This window comes from Ruminococcus sp. AM43-6 (genome assembly GCF_003461785.1).
GTDB lineage: Bacteria > Bacillota > Clostridia > Oscillospirales > Ruminococcaceae > Hominimerdicola > Hominimerdicola aceti.
In genome coordinates this window covers 123,550-144,035 of sequence record NZ_QTXU01000002.1, presented here as the reverse complement: position 1 = coordinate 144,035, position 20,486 = coordinate 123,550, and the positions used below count along the sequence as shown (strand labels likewise).

General features: G+C 44.2%; 19 protein-coding genes. 11 read left to right on the top strand and 8 right to left on the bottom strand.

The genetic code is table 11. The features are described from left to right. Nucleotides 1–159 precede the first annotated feature (159 nt). The 4 genes from tsaD to DW938_RS02395 all read left to right on the top strand — a co-directional run bounded on the left by tsaD (nt 160) and on the right by DW938_RS02395 (nt 5,614). Entirely contained in the window at nt 160–1,176 is a 1,017-nt protein-coding gene (gene tsaD, locus DW938_RS02410; protein ID WP_118123777.1) for a tRNA (adenosine(37)-N6)-threonylcarbamoyltransferase complex transferase subunit TsaD, read from the top strand. 4 nt (nt 1,177–1,180) lie between these two features. Next, nucleotides 1,181–1,741: a transposase gene (locus DW938_RS02405; protein WP_118123776.1), complete on the top strand. Its 561-nt coding sequence runs from the start codon at nt 1,181–1,183 to the stop codon at nt 1,739–1,741. Continuing rightward, nucleotides 1,738–4,293 (top strand): DNA polymerase I, encoded by a 2,556-nt coding sequence (gene polA / locus DW938_RS02400; RefSeq protein WP_118123775.1) that lies wholly within the window; start codon nt 1,738–1,740, stop codon nt 4,291–4,293. The genes DW938_RS02405 and polA overlap by 4 nt, the downstream gene beginning before the upstream one ends. Before the next feature lie 325 nt (nt 4,294–4,618). Continuing rightward, nucleotides 4,619–5,614 (top strand): YegS/Rv2252/BmrU family lipid kinase, encoded by a 996-nt coding sequence (locus DW938_RS02395; RefSeq protein WP_118123774.1) that lies wholly within the window; start codon nt 4,619–4,621, stop codon nt 5,612–5,614. A gap of 97 nt (nt 5,615–5,711) precedes the next feature. Here the strand turns inward: DW938_RS02395 and DW938_RS02390 are convergent, their stop codons facing one another. Beyond that, a complete protein-coding gene (locus DW938_RS02390) occupies nt 5,712–6,497 on the bottom strand; it encodes an AraC family transcriptional regulator (RefSeq protein ID WP_118123773.1) in 786 nt (261 codons plus the stop codon). A gap of 122 nt (nt 6,498–6,619) precedes the next feature. Here DW938_RS02390 and DW938_RS02385 point away from each other — a divergent pair, with 122 nt between their 5' ends. The 6 genes from DW938_RS02385 (at nt 6,620) to DW938_RS02360 (ending at nt 15,757) form a co-directional block, all read left to right on the top strand. After that, entirely contained in the window at nt 6,620–8,089 is a 1,470-nt protein-coding gene (locus DW938_RS02385) for an alpha-L-arabinofuranosidase C-terminal domain-containing protein (protein ID WP_118123772.1), read from the top strand. A 21-nt stretch (nt 8,090–8,110) separates the two neighbouring features. Next, complete coding sequence (locus DW938_RS02380; RefSeq protein ID WP_118123771.1) at nt 8,111–9,685, top strand: FGGY-family carbohydrate kinase; 1,575 nt, start codon at nt 8,111–8,113, stop codon at nt 9,683–9,685. Between the two features lie 151 nt (nt 9,686–9,836). After that, entirely contained in the window at nt 9,837–10,526 is a 690-nt protein-coding gene (gene araD, locus DW938_RS02375; RefSeq protein WP_118123770.1) for an L-ribulose-5-phosphate 4-epimerase, read from the top strand. A gap of 386 nt (nt 10,527–10,912) precedes the next feature. Then, nucleotides 10,913–12,964, top strand: coding sequence for a dynamin family protein (locus tag DW938_RS02370; protein WP_117877434.1), 2,052 nt, complete (start codon nt 10,913–10,915; stop codon nt 12,962–12,964). 44 nt (nt 12,965–13,008) lie between these two features. Beyond that, on the top strand, nt 13,009–13,998 hold the full coding sequence (locus DW938_RS02365) for a M48 family metalloprotease (protein ID WP_022287149.1): 990 nt from the start codon (nt 13,009–13,011) through the stop codon (nt 13,996–13,998). After that, nucleotides 13,991–15,757, top strand: coding sequence for a dynamin family protein (locus tag DW938_RS02360; protein WP_242992335.1), 1,767 nt, complete (start codon nt 13,991–13,993; stop codon nt 15,755–15,757). Before DW938_RS02365 ends, DW938_RS02360 begins: the two co-directional genes overlap by 8 nt. Nucleotides 15,758–15,920: 163 nt before the next feature. Here the strand turns inward: DW938_RS02360 and DW938_RS02355 are convergent, their stop codons facing one another. The 6 genes from DW938_RS02355 to yabP form a co-directional block, all read right to left on the bottom strand. Then, nucleotides 15,921–16,592: a hypothetical protein gene (locus DW938_RS02355; RefSeq protein ID WP_118123769.1), complete on the bottom strand. Its 672-nt coding sequence runs from the start codon at nt 16,590–16,592 to the stop codon at nt 15,921–15,923. Nucleotides 16,593–16,609: 17 nt separating this feature from the next. Further along, the gene (locus DW938_RS02350; RefSeq protein ID WP_038672732.1) at nt 16,610–16,873 is read right to left on the bottom strand and encodes a DUF4321 domain-containing protein; all 264 of its coding nucleotides are present in this window, start codon (nt 16,871–16,873) and stop codon (nt 16,610–16,612) included. A 32-nt stretch (nt 16,874–16,905) separates the two neighbouring features. Then, nucleotides 16,906–17,460, bottom strand: coding sequence for a S1 RNA-binding domain-containing protein (locus tag DW938_RS02345; RefSeq protein ID WP_117877430.1), 555 nt, complete (start codon nt 17,458–17,460; stop codon nt 16,906–16,908). A gap of 66 nt (nt 17,461–17,526) precedes the next feature. Continuing rightward, nucleotides 17,527–17,886, bottom strand: coding sequence for a septum formation initiator family protein (locus DW938_RS02340; protein WP_117863677.1), 360 nt, complete (start codon nt 17,884–17,886; stop codon nt 17,527–17,529). A gap of 113 nt (nt 17,887–17,999) precedes the next feature. Then, a complete protein-coding gene (gene yabQ, locus DW938_RS02335; protein WP_118123768.1) occupies nt 18,000–18,449 on the bottom strand; it encodes a spore cortex biosynthesis protein YabQ in 450 nt (149 codons plus the stop codon). A gap of 170 nt (nt 18,450–18,619) precedes the next feature. Further along, the gene (yabP, locus tag DW938_RS02330) at nt 18,620–18,892 is read right to left on the bottom strand and encodes a sporulation protein YabP (RefSeq protein ID WP_022287142.1); all 273 of its coding nucleotides are present in this window, start codon (nt 18,890–18,892) and stop codon (nt 18,620–18,622) included. A gap of 151 nt (nt 18,893–19,043) precedes the next feature. Here yabP and DW938_RS02325 point away from each other — a divergent pair, with 151 nt between their 5' ends. Beyond that, nucleotides 19,044–20,114, top strand: a complete 1,071-nt coding sequence (locus DW938_RS02325; RefSeq protein ID WP_118123767.1) for an electron transporter RnfD — start codon at nt 19,044–19,046, stop codon at nt 20,112–20,114. Nucleotides 20,115–20,196: 82 nt separating this feature from the next. Here DW938_RS02325 and spoVG read toward each other — a convergent pair whose 3' ends face one another. Further along, entirely contained in the window at nt 20,197–20,484 is a 288-nt protein-coding gene (gene spoVG, locus DW938_RS02320) for a septation regulator SpoVG (protein ID WP_117877422.1), read from the bottom strand. Nucleotides 20,485–20,486: the final 2 nt, after the last annotated feature.

Genomic DNA, 20,486 nt, shown 5'->3' with positions numbered 1-20,486 from the left:
TGAGGAATGAGGAGTGAGGAATGAGGAATTAAGGTATCGCCTGCGGCGATGATTATTTTTTGGTAGGGGCGAACACTGTTCGCCCGCTTGCTCCAATTTGTCTGCTTATTAAATGTATATGATATGCTTATATTTACGAAATAAAAAGAGGGTAATAAAATGAAGATTTTAGGAATAGAAAGCTCCTGCGATGAAACAGCCTGCTCTGTTGTTGAAGACGGAAAAACGGTGCTTTCAAATATAGTTGCAAGTCAGATAGACGAACACAGGCTTTATGGTGGAGTTGTGCCTGAGATAGCCTCACGCCGCCATGCGGAGAACATAACATGGGTAACAAAAGCCGCTCTTGAAGAAGCAAACTGCACAATGGACGATATCGACGCTGTCGCAGTGACCTATGCCCCTGGTCTGATCGGAGCACTTCTCGTGGGAGTGAGCTTTGCAAAGGGACTTGCAATGAGTGCAGGCAAGCCTCTTGTGCCTGTTCACCATATCGCAGGTCACATTGCCGCAAATTATATCTCCCACCCTGAGCTTAAACCGCCTTATCTTTGCTTGGTCGTGTCAGGAGGACATTCACATATTGTAGAGGTGCTTGATTATTCAAGATATCATGTTATAGGCAGAACAAGAGATGATGCCGCAGGCGAGTGCTTTGACAAGGTAGCGAGAACATTGGGCTTTGAATACCCGGGCGGAAAGTTTATCGACAATGCCGCAAAGTCAGGTGATCCTAATTCCTATAAACTGCCGCACCCAAAGGTGCAGGGCAGTGAATATGACTTCTCTTTCAGCGGACTAAAAACCGCCGTTATAAACCTTGTGCATAATGCCGCACAAAAGGGTGAAACTGTCAATGTGAACGATATGGCGGCATCGTTCCAGAATACCATATCCGATATTCTTGTAGACAAAGCGATGCTTGCCGCAAAAGATCTTGGGTATACTACCATAGGGCTTGCAGGCGGCGTTTCGGCAAACTCAGGGGTAAGAGAGAAGCTTCAAAAAGCCTGTGACAAGCGTGGCTATAAGCTATATATGCCTGAGTTCAAATACTGCGGAGATAACGGAGCGATGATAGCCTGTCAGGGATATTTTGACTATCTTGCAGGCAGGCGAGCAGACGAAAGTCTTAACGGCATTGCAACGCTGTCGCTGGATAAGATTTCGGAATAATCTTATGGATAAGCCTGTAAGGAAAATCATAAGACTTGACAATTATTATTATTCAAAAAATGGACTTTATTTTATTACCATACGTACTATTGATAAAAACGAGTTGTTGTGGGCAACAGATGTAGGGGACGGCGCCCCCGACGTCCCGTTATGTTGCGCACACGCTGTCGGAAAGGTCTATCTTTCAAGCTTTGGTAAAATTATCAGAGATAATATCCACAGAGCAAACAGTGTCTATGATGACAAAAAGATATTGCAATATGTCATAATGCCAAATCATATCCATTTTATACTGAAAATCGGTACAGGCGTAAACGGGACGTCGGGGGCGCCGTCCCCTACAAATGAGATAGTTCCACAGTATGTGTCAATGTTGAAAAGATTTATAAATAAGGATATTGGTTTTAATATTTTTCAGCGTTCATATTATGACCATATCATCAGAAACCAAAAAGAATATATAGCAATTTCAAAATATATACACAATAACCCTATCAAGTGGGACGTTGACGAGTATAATCCAAGAAATGAGAACAATAAATCGGAGGTGCTTGGACTAGAATGAAACTACTAGCCATAGACGGAAACAGCATAATGAACAGGGCTTTTTACGGAATAAAGCTGCTGTCAAATTCAAAGGGACAGTTCACGAATGCCCTTACGGGGTTTATGAATATTTACCTCAAGGAGATAGGCGAGGTAAAGCCTGACTGCGTGGCAGTGGCTTTCGACCTTAAAGCCCCTACTTTCAGACACAAGGCGAATGCCGCATACAAAGCCAACCGAAAGGGTATGCCTGAGGAGCTTGCTCAGCAGATGCCTGTTATAAAAGAGCTTTTGGGCGACCTTGGTATAAAGATAGTACAGTGTGAGGGTTATGAAGCAGACGATATTCTCGGTACGCTCTCAAAAGCCGCCGCAGATTCAGGCAACGAGTGCTATATCCTCACTGGTGACAGGGACAGCTTTCAGCTCGTTTCCGACCGTGTGACAGTGCGCCTTGCCACCACAAAGGAAACAAAGATATATACCCCTGACAGGATAATGGAAGAATACGGCGTTACACCTCGTCAGATGATCGAGGTAAAGGCTCTTATGGGAGATACCTCAGACAATATCTCAGGCGTAAAGGGCATTGGCGAAAAGACCGCCCTTTCCCTTATCAAGCAGGAGGGCGATGTCAAGACCCTTTATGAACACCTCTCAGATATCAAGCTTACCCCGTCTGTGCGCACAAAGCTTGAAAATGGTCATCAGGACGCTATAGACAGCCGATTCCTTGCGGAAATATGTCTTGAAGCCCCTGTGGATAAAGCTACAGAGTTTTATAAGCTGGGCGAGGTCGATACCGAGAAAACAAAGGCTCTCCTTGCCGACCTTGAAATGATGCGCCTTATAGACAGATTGGGTCTTAGCGGAAAAGCTGTGGAAAGCGCTGACAGCGCAGTGCAGGAAAGCAAGCTAAAGCTTTCCGACCTGCCTAAGTTTGATGTCAAGACACTTGATGAGAGCGTTATATCTGTTCTCGGCAAGGACAAAACAGCGTATTTTATCTTTGCCGACAATAAGCTTTCTATCCTCTGTAACGATGTTATCTACACCACCGATGACAATGCAATTATCACAGCTTTCATGGGAACAGCCTGTGAAAAAATAACCTTTGAGGGCAAAACTGCCCATAAGTTTGCGTTCTCAAATGGCACTCACCTTGAAAACCTAACTTTCTGCTGCGACCTTGCAGGATATCTTCTCAATTCACAGTCAAGCGAGTATACAGCGGAAAATCTTTGTCTTTCATATAAGTGCCTTTACCGCTCTGATATGGGGGAATATGCAGACCTCTCAAGTCTGCCTGCTCTTAGCGAAAATCTTAAAAAACAGCTTGAAATGACAGAAATGACAAAGCTTTTTGACGATATCGAAATGCCACTTTGCGAAGTGCTTGCTTCAATGGAGTTTTACGGTGTAAAGGCTGACGCAGAGGGCATAAAGGCTTTCGGTGAGGACTTGAAAATAAAGATAGACGAGCTTACCTCGCAGATATATATGTATGCAGGCAAGGAGTTCAATATAGCCTCCACAAAACAGCTTGGGGAGGTGCTTTTTGAGGACTTAGGTCTGCCTGCAAAGAAAAAAACAAAGTCGGGCTATTCAACCAATGCGGACGTTCTTGAAAGCCTTATGGACAAGCACCCTATCGTGCCTCTTATCGTTGAATACCGCACACTCACAAAGCTCAATTCCACTTATGTTGACGGACTTTTGAAGCTTATCCACCCTGACGGCAGAGTTCATTCTGTTTTCAAGCAGACCGAAACAAGAACAGGAAGGATATCCTCCACCGAGCCTAATATGCAGAATATCCCTGTGAGAAAAGAGATAGGCAGGAATATGCGTAAATTCTTTGTTGCCGAGGACGGCTATACTCTTCTTGACGCTGACTACAGCCAGATCGAGCTTAGAGTGCTTGCTTCCGTGTGCGGTGACAAAAATATGCAGGAAGCTTTCTCAGAGGGCAGAGATATCCATACCTCAACGGCGGCACAGGTCTTTGATATCCCCGAGGATTTCGTCACCCCTGAAATGAGAAGTGCGGCAAAGGCTGTAAATTTTGGTATAATCTATGGCATAGGAGCATTTTCTTTGTCGAAAGATATCGGCGTGACCGTTGCGGAAGCAAAAAGATACATCAAGAATTATCTTGACAACTTCCCGAAAGTATCTGAATTTATGGATAAGACAGTTGATGACGGCATAAAAAACGGCTATGTCACCACCCTTTTTGGCAGAAGAAGATATATCCCTGAGCTTTCTGCTTCAAACAAGGTCTTGCAGGCTTTTGGAAAGAGGGCGGCAATGAACGCACCTATCCAAGGTGCGGCGGCTGATATCATAAAGATAGCAATGGTAAGAGTATACAAAAAGCTCAGAGAAGAAGATCTTGACGCAAAACTTATTTTGCAGGTGCATGACGAGCTTATTATAGAAGCGGCTGAAAAAGACAAGGATAGAGCCGAAAAGATACTCAAAGATGAAATGGAGAACGCTGTAAAGCTTGCTGTGCCAATGACAGTGGACGTAAACAGCGGCAGAAGCTGGTACGAAGCGAAAGACTGATTTTTTAGTGAGGAATGAGGAGTGAGGAATGAGGAATTAAGGTATCGCCTGCGGTGATGATCTTGATTTCTATATGTAGGGGCGAACAGCGATCACCTGTTTATCCATATTGCTTATTTTATATGTTTTGCTCTTATTATCTTTGTCACCTTCGTGGTTTGGCTGACAATTTGTTTGTGATTGTTGACGAATTTTTTGACGGTTGTCGCAATAATACTTGACTTTTGTGAAATTTGTGGTATAATTCTCTATGTAAAAAGTGTGTAAGAAAGATAGATAAAAAGTAGAATAATAGGAATTTGAAAAACGAAAAGGGGCTGGGAAAATGAAAAAATTGCTTTTTGTGTTCAACCCCCATGCTGGCAAGGGACAGATAAAAGATAACCTTTGCGACATTGTGGATATTTTTACAAAGGGCGGCTATGAGGTAGTCACATACCCTACGCAGGCTAAGCTTGACGGCTATAACAAGCTTTGCCAGTGCGGTCAGGATTATGATATGATAGTCACATCAGGCGGTGACGGAACATTGTCTGAGGCTGTCAAGGCAATGATGACATTTGATAAGAAAATACCGCTTGGATACATTCCTGCAGGTTCAACAAATGATTGTGCGCAGTCTTTGAGCATACCGAAAAAAATGCTTGACGCCGCAAGGGAGATAGTTGACGGCGTGTATTTTGATTATGACGTTGGTAAGTTCAACGGTCAGTATTTTGTGTATGTAGCAGGCTTTGGCGCTTTCACTGACGTTTCTTATGAAACCTCACAAACGATGAAAAACAAGTTTGGTCATGCCGCATATGTGGCTGAGGGCATAAAAAGGCTTTCAAAGATAACAGGTCAGCAAATGAGAGTGGAGCATGACGGCGAGGTAATAGAAGGAAGCTTTATACTCGGTCTTATCTCAAACACTATCTCAGTGGGCGGAATGAAAAAGCTTATCGCATCAGGCGTGTGCTTTGATGACGGACTGTTTGAAGTGGTCTTGGTAAAGACCCCTAAGAACGCTATCGAGCTGAGCAACACCATAAATGAAGCAGTGCTTAATAAGCTCAACGATAAGCATTTTGTGACGTTCAAGACCTCAAAGGTCACATTCACAAGCGTGAACGAAGTGCCTTGGACGCTGGACGGAGAGTCGGGCGGAAAGCATACATATGTTGAGATAGAAAACTGCAAGCAGGCAATAAGATTCAAACTCAAACCCAATGACATAACCGCAGAGCAAACGGCTGTTCAGTGCAGTGCAGGGGATATGATAATGACCGATGACGGTCACCCTGTTGTCATTGAGGATCAGTCGGAGATAGAAGATTAAGCTGTTTTGTAGGGGCGACCTTTGATCGCCAGCCTTTCAATAGATATTTGACAAAATAAAAGCGGACGAGTTCTTTTCGTCCGCTTTTTGCATATGCCTATTTCTTGTTTTTTAGCCGAAACTGGGAGGGTGTCATGTTGTATCTGCGTTTGAATTGTCGCATGAAATGCACGTCATTTTCGTATCCGCATACGGCGGCAATGTTTTTCACTGTCATGTCAGTGCTGAGAAGATAGTATTCAGCGTTTTTCATTCTTGCACAGAGTATATCCTCATAACAGCTCACACCGAAGCGTGAGGTGTAAAGATACTGAAAGTGGGAGGGGCTTACGCTGAGGGCTTTCGCCATGTCGGCAATGTTCCTGCTCCCGGAGGGGGAGCTGTAGATGTCAGCCCTGAGCCGCTCAAGTGCGTCAGCGTAGTGACTGCGCTTTCTTGGGGGCTGACCGCTCTTGCTGAGAGAATATTCCTCTCCAAGTCTTATGAGCAGCATTCTGAGCATAAGCTCGATATAATCCTCACGCCTGCCGCTTTCAGATAAGCTGAGTCTGCTTATGGTGGATAAGATATCCTCAGTTTTCTCTGCGTCTGATAACATAAAAATCGTATCATATGGGAGTGAATAGTCACGGGTGAGCGTATCGTCGCAATCAAAATGAAGCCAGTGGTTTATATAAAAACCCTTGCAGGCACGGTATATCTGCTCAGTGCCTTTTTTGTATAGTATTGCGCTGTCAGGGGAAACTGAGTATTCCCTGCCGTGTAAACGCACCACCGCAGAGGACTTGAATATAAGCAAAAGATTATCCCCCGAACCGTTTGGACGGCGTATATCAAAAGACCCGTCATGGCTGTAGTTTAGTCCCAAAGCGTGAAGTTCCATAGGTTTTTCCTTTCTAATTTCGTATGATGTATCAGTATAATAATAGGATATATCATTGTTGTTTTTTTGTCAAGTGATAAAATATAATTGAAACTAAAATCATATACATCAAGGAGGTCACAATGAAAGAGATTTCAATGCTTATCAATACCGCAGACAAACGTTCCCACATCAACCCGGAGATATACGGACACTTCTCCGAACATCTTGGCAGATGTATCTATAACGGAATGTACGTTGGCGAAAATTCTGAGATACCGAACATAAAAGGAGTAAGAAAAGACGTTATCGAAGCTTTCAAGGAGATAAAAATGCCTGTTCTCCGCTGGCCGGGAGGCTGCTTTGCTGACGAGTATCACTGGAAGGACGGTATCGGCGAAAAATCCCAGAGAAAGAAAATGATAAACACCAACTGGGGCGGCGTGACGGAGGATAATTCTTTCGGCACAAATGAGTTCTTCGACCTGTGCGAAGAGATAGGCTGTGAACCGTATCTTGCAGGAAATCTCGGAAGCGGCACTGTTCAGGAGCTTGCAGAGTGGATAGAATATATCACCTTTGACGGCGTTTCCCCTATGGCTGACCTGAGAAGAAAAAACGGCAGAGAAAAGCCTTGGAAGCTTAAATATCTTGGTATAGGCAACGAAAACTGGGGTTGCGGCGGCTCAATGCGCCCTGAGTATTACTGTGATGAATACAGAAGATATCAGAGCTTTTGCAAGAATTTCAGCGGCAATGAGCTTTACAAAATTGCCTGCGGACCAAATTCCAACGATTATAACTGGACGGACGTTGTAATGTCAAACCTTGGGGAGTGGCACACAAAGGCTATCTCTTTGCACTATTACACCGTTCCTACAGGAGATTGGAACAAAAAGGGCAGTGCAACTGAGTTTTCAGACGAGGAGTATTACGAAACTATATCAAAAACTCTATATATGGACGAGCTTATAAAACGTCACAGCGAGATAATGTCACGCCGTGATCCAGAGGGTAAGATAGGTCTTATAGTTGACGAGTGGGGCTGCTGGTATGACGTTGAGGAGGGCACAAACCCAGGTTTCCTCTATCAGCAGAACACAATGCGTGACGCTATCGTGGCGGCTTGCAATTTGAACATCTTCAATAACCACAGCGACAAGGTAGTAATGGCAAACCTTGCGCAGGCTGTGAACGTTTTGCAGTCTCTTATCCTCACAGAGGGGGACAAAATGGTAAAGACGCCTACCTATCACGTCTTTGATCTTTTCAAAACTCATCAGGGAGGCGAGCTTTGCTACAGCTATGCCAACAACTGTCAGGCAGGCGGAAAGATACCAATGATATCACAGTCTGCCTCAGTAAAGGACGGCGTCCTCACTGTCACTATAGCGAATTGCTCTATAGATGATGACGCTCATATCTGCTGTGATATCGCAGGTTCAAACTATCAGAACATTGAGTGCAGGATACTTGACAATGAAGTAAGGGACTATAATGATTTTGATAATTGTAATAAGGTCGCACCAAAAGAGTACAGTGCGAAAATGACAGAAAAGGGCTTTGAGATAGACCTGCCAAAATGCTCCGTTGTAGTTGTGACAATGAGATAAGGACTATAAGGAGAGTCAAAAATGACAGTAAAAGATAAAATTTTGCAGGGAAGAACATATCTTGGCATAGAACTTGGCTCAACAAGAATAAAGGCTGTTCTTATAGACGATAGCTTTTCTGTTATCGCATCAGGGTCGAAGCAGTGGGAAAACCGCTTTGAGAACGGCTGTTGGACATATTCTCTTGATGATATCCATGGGGGCATACAAGCCTGCTATAAAGACCTTGCAGAAAACGTAAAGGCACAGTATGGCATTTATCCTGAAACATACGGTGCAATGGGCATTTCTGCTATGATGCACGGCTATATGGCTTTTGATAAGAATGACAAGCTTCTTGTGCCTTTCAGAACATGGCGCAATACCATGACAGCTCAGGCGGCAGGAGAGCTTACAAAGCTTTTGGGTTTCAATATCCCACAGCGTTGGAGCATCGCACATCTTTATCAGGCGGTGCTTAACAAAGAAGCCCATGTTCCTTATATCGCTTATATCAATACCCTTGCAGGATATGTGCATAAAAGGCTCACAGACCGCTTTGAAGTTGGCGTTGGCGAAGCTTCAGGTATCTTCCCTGTGGAGGGCATAGGATACAAAAAAGAGTATTGCGAGCCTACAGAAAAAAGCCTTGCAGAAAAAGGCTTTGACCATAAGCTGAAAGATATCCTCCCAGCGGTAAGAAATGCAGGAGAAAAGGGCGCTGTCCTTACAGAAGAGGGCGCAAAGTTCCTTGACCCAGAGGGACGCCTTAAAGCAGGCGTGCCGGTCTGCCCGCCTGAGGGCGACGCAGGCACCGGCATGGTTGCAACAGACAGCGTGCTGAAAAAGACGGGAAACATCTCCGCAGGCACTTCAATTTTCGCAATGCTCGTCCTAGAAAAGCCACTGAAAGGCGTTTACGAGGAGATAGACGTTGTTACCACCCCTGACGGCTCGCCTGTGGCAATGGTGCATTGCAATAACTGCTGTTCAGAGCTTGACGCATGGGTGAATATGTTCGGTGAGTTCGCAAAGCTCACAGGCAGTGAGATAGACAAGAGCAGGCTTTATGAAACTCTCTATAAAAACGCCATGACAGCCGACAGCTCATGCGGTGGCGTGACAGCCTATAACTGTCTTTCGGGTGAACCTGTTATAAAGCTTGACGGGGGCAGACCAATGTATTTCCGCACTCCCGACAGCACTTTGACCTTGGGCAGCTTTTTCAGAGCACAGCTTTATTCTTCTTTCACCGCACTGAAAATAGGCATGGATATCCTCTTTGACAAAGAGCAGGTAAAAGCTGAAAAGATAACAGGTCACGGAGGACTTTTCAAGGTCAGCGGAGTGGCTTCACAGCTTATGGCAGACGCACTTTCTACCCCTGTTTCAGTGATGAAAACAGCAGGTGAGGGCGGCGCATGGGGCATGGCTATCCTTGCGGCATATATGGAGCTTTCAAATGGCGAAAAGCTTGCAGACTTTCTTGACAAAAAGGTGTTCGCTGATATGGAAGTGACAACTTCTCAGCCTGAGCAGGCAGGCTCAGAGGGCTATAAAACATTCCTGGAAAGATATAAAAAGGGATTGGCGGCAGAAAAAAACGCACAGTTCTGAAAAAATCATAGAAATTCATAGATAGATCGTAGGGGCGACCTGAGATCGCCCGCCAACCAACTGTCTGCTCAAATCGTCGGTGAGCTATTCACTTGGACGGAAAATGGGCAGACAAAAGGTGCATTTACCAAATCAGAGAAAGGAGAATTTTATGCTTGAAGAGTTAAAACAGCAGGTGTGCGAAGCAAATCTGCTTCTGCCGAAATATGGACTTGTCACATTCACATGGGGAAATGTTTCTGCTATCGACAGAGAAAAGGGCCTTGTAGTCATAAAGCCCTCAGGAGTGCCTTATGAGGGCATGACAGCCGATGATATGGTGGTAGTTGATCTTGAAAGTGGCAAGGTTGTAGAGGGAAAATATAAGCCTTCCAGCGATACTCCAACACATTTGGAGCTTTACAAAGCCTTTGATATCGGCGGAATAGTACATACCCACAGCCGCTGGGCAACATCTTTTGCTCAGGCAGGAAAAGGTGTTATACCAATGGGAACAACTCACGCAGATTATTTTTACGGCGAGATACCATGCACAAGAGCAATGACCCCTGAGGAGATTGCAGGTGAGTATGAAAAGGAAACAGGCACTGTTATAATCGAGGCTTTCAAAGGTCTTGACGCAACTCAGATACCTGCCGTTCTGGTAAAAAGCCATGGCCCCTTTACATGGGGAAAGGACGCCGCAGAAGCCGTTCACAATGCAGTCGTTCTCGAAGAAGCCGCATTTATGAACTTCCACGCAATGATGCTGAACCCTGAGATAGGTCATATGCAGCAGGAGCTTCTTGACAAGCACTTCCTTAGAAAGCACGGAAAGAACGCATATTACGGACAGAATTGATGTCAATGCCTCAAAAAGCATGATATAAGTCCGTTGAAAAAATGAGTCAAATAACGGGCGAACACTGTTCGCCCCTACATATAAAAGATTTGTTTAGCACATCCTCGATAAAATAGCGCCCCGATTTTCTGGGCGTTTTTTTGTGTCTTTGCCCCTATATTGTGCAAAATGTATATTATGTGTACGCTGATTTGTACAAAAGGGTAGTTTTTTGTACTTGTTATAAGTAAATTCTTGACTTATGTTTTAATAATATGTTATAATTAAAATAATGTCACGGTAATATTTATTGTGTCACAGCGGAAATGAATGGAATATAGTATAGATATTACCTCGAGGCAATGCCATGCAAGGTTTGCCTTAGAAACGAGGAACGGAGGCTTGTAATGAAAAAGCAAATTGATTACGGCAGCTATGCGTCCTATAAGGAAACGGTAAAGGGTCTTACAGAGAACCTGAAATCGCTGCTTGGATTGAGCGAGGAGATCGCTCTTGTCAATACTGCGGAATCTATTCGGGAAACATTGGAGAAAACTGCCGAGGAGCATTTTGAGGTCGCTATAGTGGGCGAGTTCAAGAGAGGAAAGAGTACCCTTATCAACGCAATGCTGGGTCAGGAGGTACTTCCTGCTGACGTGCTGCCTGCAACGGCTACCCTTAACAGAGTTACTTATAGCGAAGAGCCGTATGTGCAGGTGGAATACAAAAACGGCAAAAGTGAAAGGGTGGATATAAACAAGCTGGAGGACTATGTAACAAAGCTTACAGCAGAGTCGGAGGAAAGGGCCGAAACTGTCAAGGAAGCCACTGTTTATTATGATACCGAGTTCTGTAAGAACAACGTGGATATCATAGACACTCCGGGTCTTAACGACGACGACCAGATGACCAACGTTACTCTGTCTATCCTGCCGAAAATAGACGCAGCCGTTTTCGTTATCAGTGCAAACTCCCCTTTCTCACAGTTTGAGAAAGAGTTTTTGGAAAAGAAAATGCTTACCTCCGATGTGGGAAGAATTATCTTTGTAGTAAACTGCTTCGGTACTTTCTCACAGGCAGACGAGAACAAGATCGTCGAAACTGTAAGAGGACGTATCGGAAAATACGTTATGGAAAAGGCTAAAAAGGTCATGGGCGAGGATTCCCGTGAGTTTGCGGTCTATAAAAGAAAGATAGGAACTCCGAGAGTTATCGGTGTTTATGCAAAGCAGGCTCTTACCGCCAAGGAAACAGGGGATAAGGAAGCCCTTGAAAAGAGTAACTTCCCTGAGTTTGAAAAGGCTCTTGAAACCATGCTCACAAAAGAGCGTGGCGTTATCGCATTGCAGATCCTTGCAAATAAGATAACAAATTCGGGTACTGAGATACTCAGAAGCGTTGTTATGCAGGAAAACGCACTCATGATGGCTAACGATGAGTTCATGGAAAAGTATGACGAAGCTATCAAAGAGATAGGCGAGATAAGAAATAAGAAAAGACAGGAATTTGTCAAGATCAACGATGCCGCAAATCAGGTGTTCAATGACCTGCAGCCTGTTCTTGACAGCTATTGGACAAACATCGAGCAGACCGCTATGGAGGTTATAGACAACTTCCAGATGTCCTCTGATGATTTCAAGAAAGACCAGCTCAAGCTCGTTACCGCAAAGCTCACCGAGAAAATAAAGGAGAGCATAGAGGCAAGAGCGCAGATAATCTGCGAGCAGATACAGAACAGCATCAACTTCGCTGTTTCCTGTGAGGCTGAAAGACTTCAGGAATTTGAGGACGAGTTCTTCGAGTCCGTTACAAAGATACAGCAGATGTTCACTATCTCAGACAGAGTTTCAAAGAACGGCGGCGTAATGGATAAGATAATCGGCGTTGCTATCGGCTCTTACGGCGTCGGCGGATTGTTCCTGGGCTTCAGAGAGTCTGGCGTAAAGGGCGCACTTTTGGGCGGAGCGACAGGCTTTGCAGGATTTTATGCTACTTATTATACTGCTATATTCTTTGCAGGCTTCTTTGGCATCACCGCTACCCTGCCAGTGACCCTCTGCCTTATGGCTCTTGCAGGCATTGCAGGTACTTTTACTTCAAATTTTGCCGTTGATAAGATACTTGTTAAGGAAAGAATAGATAAGTATAAGTCAAACTTCAAAACTCAGGTGAGAAAGCAGTTCCACGAAATGAAGCTCAATAATGACTTCACTGAAACTGTCCGCCGTCAGGTATTCTCAGCTTTTGAGGGTCTGAAGGGCAAGATCGAGAGCGAAACAGAGATAATCCTCCGTGATACTCAGGAAACACTTGATAATCTTAACGATCTTAAAACAGAAAAGAGCAACATTTCTCAGAAGGAAATGGAACGTCTGCATGATATTGCCGAGAGCGCAAGCGCTATAGTTCAGGAAGCATATCAGGTAAGACGTGTGCTTACCGAAGCTATGGAAAGCTGACGGTCATATAAAAATATTATTTTAGGATCAAGGGAGGACAGGTCATGAGTACAAATACAACGGAAAGGGAAAATCCGCTGCTACAGATTGACACAAGCTTCCGCACATATTTGAACGCTTATACAAGAAGCTATCAGAACCATATAGTTGACGGCGTGCTTGACTATGCTTTTGAGTCCGACTTTGCCGTAAGGCAGAAGATAATGGGACTTGGGGGCTGGGGAAAGCTCGTCAAGGCGGCAGGCTCGCAGGACGTTTCTGCCGAAGCAAAGCACCTGTTTCTTAAGTGCGAGCAGGTTGGCCCGCTGAAATATCCTGATATCTATGACATTGTGAAAAAGTGTGCCGAGCGGCTGGAGCTTGTTGTGCCTATCGTCTTTGTCAGAGGGGATATGGATAAAGCACAGGTCTACTCTGTGGCAAGCGATATCATCGAGCCTTGTATCGTGCTTTCAAAGCAGGTAGTGGAAATGTGCAGCAAGGAGGAGCTTATGTTCCTTATAGGCTGCGAGTGTGGAAGAATACAGAACAATCATTGTGCCTATAATATGGCATTTACATATCTCAATTACAATAAGTATACTTACAGACCAGTTGAAAGGTCATATAAGCAGACCGTGAACAATCAGCTTTATACAGCGCTTGTTCAGTGGGTGAAGTATGCTGATATAACTGCAAACAGAGCAGGCATTATCTGCCTCGATAAGCCGGGAATGTTCATAAGCGTCATAACAGGGCTTTATAACAAGGGCTATATCGACTTTTATGGCAGACAGCAGAAGAATATGGATACCGACGGACTTATCAAAAAGGCTGAGAGCGTCCATGCAGTTTCTTCAAGAAATCTGAAAACAGATAATACTATGAGCGAGCTTGAAAAGCTTGTTGTCGCAGCTACTGAGTTTCTGTATTGCTCAGTTCTTTATGAATGGCGCGGCGACGCAGAGGATTCTGACAGACACCTTGTTTCAGGTCAGATATGTGATGTGCGCAGCAGTATTATAATCGGAAACGGAGGCGTGATAGGTGGATAGTGCTAATATCAACACAGCGGAGCAGAATATTGCACAGGTAAAAACCGCTCTTAAAGCCTTTGTTGAAAATGAAAAGATAGCGAAAATGCTCGGCAAGGATTTTGTCAGCGAAATGAACGATTGGGAAGCTCTTATCGAGAAAAAAAGCGAAGAGCCTTTCACGCTGGTCATACTTGGCGAGTTCAAAAGGGGAAAAAGCACCATTATAAACGCCCTGCTGGGCAAGGAGCTTGCACCTATAAACGTTACACCTGAAACTTATACTATAAACGAGATATCTTTCGGTCATACGCAGTATGTGGAAGCTATCCTTGAAAACGGCATGAGAGTGCCGCTGTCGCTGGAGGATATCACAAGAGAAAAGCTTGAGCAGAGAATGAAGCTTTTCCCTGCAAAAATAAGCTATGTTCAGATAAAGGACAATGCCCCTATACTCAAAGAGATAAGGATAGTGGATACCCCGGGTCTTTCTGACTTGGAGAGCCTTGATAAGCAGGTAATGGATTATATTGTCAATGCTGACGCTATCATGTATGCGGCATCATGCCTGCTGCCTTTTTCTGAAAGCGAGCAGTTGTTTCTTGCAAGCCATGTTCAGCCTCAGCGATTTGGTATGCTCTATATCCTTGTGAATATGATAGACGCAATGAACTCTCAGAAGGACGCTGATAAAATACTAAAGCGTGTGAGAAACATATCCGAGAGGATAGTGCCTAACGCTATCGTATACGGCATAAGCGGTGCTGATGAACTGAGCAGAAAGCTTGGCAGAGAAAGACCGCTGGACAAGGGTACAAGAGAGTTTTACGAAACTCAGTTTTTCCAGTTCGAGCTGTCTTTGCAGCGTGATATAATCATGCAAAAGGACGTTATACGTTCAAAGCGTGTTCTCACAATGCTTTCGCAGATGTGCGACGAAACAGCCGCAAAGCTTAGACTTATAAGCGATATGGCAGAGCTTGACAAGCAGAAGCTTGCCGACAGAGCAAAAGAGTTTGAGGAGCAGTGTGAAAAGCTTTCAAAGGCTCTGGAGGAGAAAAAGCCTGCTTTGCACCTTTCTATTATCGAAATGCAGCAGGAAGCCGAAGCTTGGATGTATGAGTTCTTCTCAAAGCTGAGAGCAAGCATTTTGGATTGCCGAGGAAAAGACGCAGACGGAAACGACCTTTACAGCTCTGAGGATATAGAAAAGCATTTCTATTCGTTCCTTATGGAAAAGGTGGGCGAAGCATATCGAAATTGTATCGAGAGCCATAGAGATAGGATAGCCGAGATAGTGGAAGGCACAGGCAGAGAGCTTGCCTCCGCCCTTGGCATAGACGATCTTTCAAAGGCGGCAAAGGCTCCGTCAGTGGAAATGATAATGACCTCCCTGAACAAGAACGTAACACGTTCTGTTATGGGCGTTCAGCTTTTCGGCACCAGCGAAACCTTTCCTCCTGCCACAATGTCAGTTTTCAGCCTTATCCTTAAAAAGAAAAAGCAGACTGATATAATTGATATCGCTCTTGAAAACTATGACGATATCAGAAATAATATTGTCAAGGATATAAAGACAGTTTATCAGGACCTTGAAACAAAGGCAGCCGCAAGGCTCGACAGCCTTTATCAGTATCAGGTGGAAATGGGCAGAGAAGCCCTCAATCAGGCTCAGCAGCTCATGATGGTTTATGATAATGACGAGATAAGGCAGACCCTTGTGGAAGCAAAGCAAATGCTTGCCGAGCCACAGAGAATACTGGCAGAGAGCACATTATAACAAAAATAAAAACGTCCCATTAAGTTGGGGCGTTTTTTTGATAATGGCGTAAAAATGCTTCTTGACAAAAAAACAGGCTGTTTTTGCAGCCTGTTTGGAATATCTAAAAAGTATCAGATCAACAGGCGACCTCAGGTCGCCAATACATTTTGTATGCAGTAAATTACTTGTCTTTGTATTGCTCAACATTGTTTTCTATCTTGTTAACAGAGTTTCTTTCTGTTATGTCAACACGATAGTTGTACTGAGCGTCCTTGGTGACAGTGTTTTCCGTGAAGTATTCAAGTTCACCGTCTTTGTCGAAAAAATAGGTTGTGGAAAAGCCCTTTGTGCCTATCTCCTCAGCGTCCTTTCCCAGCTTTGAAACGTCATAAACATACGTCACAGTAACAGAGCCGTCATCACCGATAATGTCAGAAACAGACTCAACAGCTTTCGGTGCAAACATCAGCATACCCTCGTCAGCTTGTGGGTGCTTTGCCTTTCTTGTGTACTTTGAAAAGTCCTTGTCGCCCTTTACCAAATGTGAGTATTCTCCGTTATCATAGGTGTAGCTCTCGATTCCGTTGTTATACTGAGCGTATTCCTTTCCACCGTTCTTGCCGTAGTAAGAATAGGTCAGCACATCCTTTTCGTCATACTTGAAAGTGAACTCCTGCTCAATATCACCGGTGTCCTCGTTGGTTATAACGACTTTTGCGGAGTCGAGCGTCGCATAGTCCTCCCTTGCCTGATATACCAATGTGTCATGCTTTAGCTCAGGCGTACCGCAGGAAGTGCATAAAAGGCAGACAGCCACTGTTAAAGCTACTGCTGCTGTTTTTAGAAATCTCATTTTAAAATTTACTCTCCTTAAAGCCCCTTGCAGGTCTTTGAGAACACTATAAGCGCCGCAGCAATAGTGAATATCTGCGAGATAGTTGCATGGACCATAAGACCTATATTGAATTTTATCACATACAGGTCTATAGCAAAGCTTTCAACGCCTACATTTTTTCCCCATGCAAGCCAGCCCACATAATCCTTGCCCTCACAGACGTAAGCTATGAACGCACCAAGTATTATTCCTGCCAGCATGAAAAATATAAACGCAAAAGTCTTTTTGAAATTTTTCATGACTGAATATCCTCTGTTTTATGTATCGGTATCTATTTTCTTCTTGACGGAGATTTTCTCTTGTTGTCAATGACTTTTTTCAGATCAGAAAATCTCTCCTCGCTTGACGCCTTGAACTTGCTGAGCATATCCTCAAAATCAGCGTTTCCTGAATTGCTGTCAGCATTGTATACCGGAGGCGGATTTTTAGCAAAATCCTGTGGCGCTCTGTCTCTGTTGTGATCCCTGTTATAGTCGTTTCTGGGTCTGCCCTGAGGATTGCCTCCCTGACGGTTGAAATTTCTCTGACCACCGTTAGGTCTGCCCTCTCTGCCACCCTGGTGACCGTTCTCTCTTGGCTTTCTCTGTGGCGCAGGCTGAGCCTTCTTGATAGAAAGCGATATCTTTCCGTCGTCGCCTAAATTAAGCACCTTTACCTTGACGGTCTGACCCTCGGTAAGATGATCCTTTATCTCGTTTACGAATGTGTTCGCAACCTCCGAGATGTGGACCATTCCTGTCGTATCCTTGTCAAGCTCCACAAATGCTCCGAATTTTGTGATACCTGTTACTTTTCCTTCATAAATTTTTCCTACTTCAAGCTGCATTTGATCTTTGTGTCCTCTCTGCAATAAAAATTCTGCTATATGAACGGTCAAAAGACCGTGTTTGCCTTAGTCGCTGTTGTTTACAATATAAAATCTGCGCTCATTAGGATAAGCATAGCCCAGCTTTTCAATAGCTATCTTCTCCATATACTCCGCCTCGTCGTCAGAACTGAGCAGCCTTGTGTATTCATCATTGAGCTGCTTGGCGGCGGTTATCTTTTTATTTATAGCGTCTGACTCTTTTCTGAGCTGTGCTATCTGCGCCTGCTGTGAGATGATAGTCACCCCTGAATAAACAACAAGAGCGGCAACAGCAAAAATAGTCAGAAGCTTAACAAATCTTGATCTTTTCGGCTTTGGATTTTTTTTTGCAGCGTCCTTTTCAGCGTCAGCCGTTTCGGACGTTTTATTTTTAAAACCTAGCATTGCGTACTCCTTTTTTGACTACAAAACCGACCTTTCCATAAGCAATACCCCAATAACTGTCATGAGGCGTTACCTATACTCTTTTCTATTATACACTAATCAAAAGAGAGTTTTCAAGTGCTTTTAGAAGTTTTTTTTCGCAGAGAGGAAATTTTGCACTTTTTCACAAAACAGTCCCTGAAACTGTCTGCTCTTTTGGTAATAAATTTAACCACAGGCGAAAACGTTTTAGCAAATAGTTTTCTGATGATCGAAAAAAGGCTCCTCAGCACGGATACAACAGCGTTTCCTACAGTTAGATGTTCTATCACAGAGCCTATGAGCATACCCACTAAAACAAACCCTCTTATAGCCCCCGTCAGCCCGGTGCAAAATGTGAAAAGTGCAAAGCCGTAAAGAAATGTGTAAATGATATCCTCAAAAAAGGTGAGTATCTTCCCATGTGGCAAAGCCGCCCTGAATACCCTGAAAATATCATATAAAAGCCCCAGCCCGCAGCCCAGAACCACAGACAGCAGAAAAAGCTCCCTTTCAAGCTCTAGCCCCAGTTGCATTTCTTCCATTTTCTTTCCCCTTTCTCAAACCTTTTGCTTAAAAACCGCTTGAATATGCAATTCCCCACTTGTAGGGGCGAACAGCGTTCGCCCGTTGGCTGACCGCTATTTGTTATCTGCCTATCCGTATTTTGCCGAAAGCTCCGCAAACAGGCGGGCGACCTCAGCCCCTACATATGTTATCTGAATATCTTCCCTATCGCCGAGAGCTTTTTCTTTCTGTCCTTTTCTCCATAAACCAAAGCCCAGATATCTCCCTCCACGGAAACATCTCCTGACTCAACGCTTATTTCGTTTATGTGCAGGTCTTTGCCTTTTATCGTCAGCTCTCCAAGCTGTGTGAAAAGCCTTATCTCATCCTCGTCAAAGCTGTCAACGTCCGTTACGCCCGAAAGCTGTAAACGCTGTCTGTTTTCAAGAATGGCATTGTGCCTGCCCTGAGTATCATTCATAAAAGCACCCCCTGATATTTTTCTTATCTATGTATATTCGCTCCGTGTAAAAATATTTCTCTGAAAACGTTTTATATCCTTGACAAAAACGCCTTGAAAAGCTAAAATAAACATATGCAAAAAAATCATAGTATCGAAAGGATATGAAAAAATGGCAGAGAATAAAAAGCTTATAACAGCAGACAACAGCTTTCTTACTTATATGGGCAGAATAGACTTTTCCGACAAAACACGCCCTGAGTTTTATTACGCAGGCTCAAATGTAAAAATGACTTTCACAGGCACAAGCGTATCCGCCGTGATAAAAAACCATAAGTATTTCAACATTCAGGAGCTTGGCTTTGTTATGGACGGCAAAGAGGGCAAGGTGACTTTCGATAAAAATGACGAGGATATCACCCTTGATATCGCTTGTGACCTTGAAAAAGGCACTCATACCGTCACCCTTTTTAAAAGGCAGGACGCTTCCCATTACTTTGAGTTCGTGGGTTTTGAGATAGACAGCGACGGAGAAGTCCTTGAAAATTCCTCTCTCCCTGCAAGAAAAATAGAGTGCTATGGCGACTCTGTTTCTGCAGGTGCAGTGTGCGAGGCAGTTGACTTTGTTGCAAGCTGTGACCCTGAGGATCATCAGGGCGTTTACGATAACGCATGGCACAGTTATGCAATGATAACAGCAAGAAATCTTGGCGCACAGATACATAACATCGCACAGGGCGGTATCGCAATTTTCGACAACACAGGCTATTATCATGCACCGAATTTTATCGGCATGGAGTCAGTCTATGACAAGCTTTGCTATTTCCCTGAGGGAGCAAAGGGCGTGACCCCTTGGAATTTTGACCTTTATACACCTGACGTTGTGCTTTTTGCAGTTGGTCAGAACGACCCTCATAACGAAGGTCATGAAGATTTTGATATTGCCGACCCTGATTACAGAGCAAAGTGGAAAAATGCCTACAAGAGCATTATCCTTGACCTTAGAAGCAAGTATCCAAACGCAACATTCGTGCTTCTGCTGACAGTTCTCTGCCACGGTGAGGAGTGGGATAAAGCCGTTGACGAGATAGCAAACGAGCTTAATGACCAGAAGATAACACATTTCATGTTCACAAGAACAGGCAAGGCGACCCCCGGTCACCCAAGACTTCCTGAGCAGTATGAAATGGCGGAGGAGCTTACAGCTTATCTCTCAAACATGGGCGATAAAATTTGGGGCTAAAAGCCGAAAAAAATAATAGGGCGAACATTTCACATTGTTCGCCCGTTTTTTATGCCTGTTTTATCGGCTTTTTTTGTCGTTTTCAGCTTAGATCCTGCTGTTCCGCTGCCTGCCTGTCAAGCTCCATGCGATAAGCAGAAAGTATCTCCTCCTCTATCTCATTGCGAAGCTCGCTGTCGATGGGGTGAACGATATCACGGAAAACCCCGTTGTCATCACGGCGGCTGGGCATAGCCACAAAAAGCCGCTCCTCCCCTTGCACTATCTTGATATCATGTACCGCAAAACTGCCGTCAAAGGTCAGGCTCACAACGGCTCTGAGCTTGCCCTCGTTTATAAATCTTCTGAATTTTACCTCTGTTATAGTCATTT

Coding starts and splice junctions, on each gene's coding strand:
- tsaD (WP_118123777.1), top strand. CDS start 160: ATGAAGATTTTAGGAATAGAAAGCTCCTGCGATGAAACAGCCTGCTCT.
- DW938_RS02405 (WP_118123776.1), top strand. CDS start 1,181: ATGGATAAGCCTGTAAGGAAAATCATAAGACTTGACAATTATTATTAT.
- polA (WP_118123775.1), top strand. CDS start 1,738: ATGAAACTACTAGCCATAGACGGAAACAGCATAATGAACAGGGCTTTT.
- DW938_RS02395 (WP_118123774.1), top strand. CDS start 4,619: ATGAAAAAATTGCTTTTTGTGTTCAACCCCCATGCTGGCAAGGGACAG.
- DW938_RS02390 (WP_118123773.1), bottom strand. CDS start 6,497: ATGGAACTTCACGCTTTGGGACTAAACTACAGCCATGACGGGTCTTTT.
- DW938_RS02385 (WP_118123772.1), top strand. CDS start 6,620: ATGAAAGAGATTTCAATGCTTATCAATACCGCAGACAAACGTTCCCAC.
- DW938_RS02380 (WP_118123771.1), top strand. CDS start 8,111: ATGACAGTAAAAGATAAAATTTTGCAGGGAAGAACATATCTTGGCATA.
- araD (WP_118123770.1), top strand. CDS start 9,837: ATGCTTGAAGAGTTAAAACAGCAGGTGTGCGAAGCAAATCTGCTTCTG.
- DW938_RS02370 (WP_117877434.1), top strand. CDS start 10,913: ATGAAAAAGCAAATTGATTACGGCAGCTATGCGTCCTATAAGGAAACG.
- DW938_RS02365 (WP_022287149.1), top strand. CDS start 13,009: ATGAGTACAAATACAACGGAAAGGGAAAATCCGCTGCTACAGATTGAC.
- DW938_RS02355 (WP_118123769.1), bottom strand. CDS start 16,592: ATGAGATTTCTAAAAACAGCAGCAGTAGCTTTAACAGTGGCTGTCTGC.
- DW938_RS02350 (WP_038672732.1), bottom strand. CDS start 16,873: ATGAAAAATTTCAAAAAGACTTTTGCGTTTATATTTTTCATGCTGGCA.
- DW938_RS02345 (WP_117877430.1), bottom strand. CDS start 17,460: ATGCAGCTTGAAGTAGGAAAAATTTATGAAGGAAAAGTAACAGGTATC.
- DW938_RS02340 (WP_117863677.1), bottom strand. CDS start 17,886: ATGCTAGGTTTTAAAAATAAAACGTCCGAAACGGCTGACGCTGAAAAG.
- yabQ (WP_118123768.1), bottom strand. CDS start 18,449: ATGGAAGAAATGCAACTGGGGCTAGAGCTTGAAAGGGAGCTTTTTCTG.
- yabP (WP_022287142.1), bottom strand. CDS start 18,892: ATGAATGATACTCAGGGCAGGCACAATGCCATTCTTGAAAACAGACAG.
- DW938_RS02325 (WP_118123767.1), top strand. CDS start 19,044: ATGGCAGAGAATAAAAAGCTTATAACAGCAGACAACAGCTTTCTTACT.
- spoVG (WP_117877422.1), bottom strand. CDS start 20,484: ATGACTATAACAGAGGTAAAATTCAGAAGATTTATAAACGAGGGCAAG.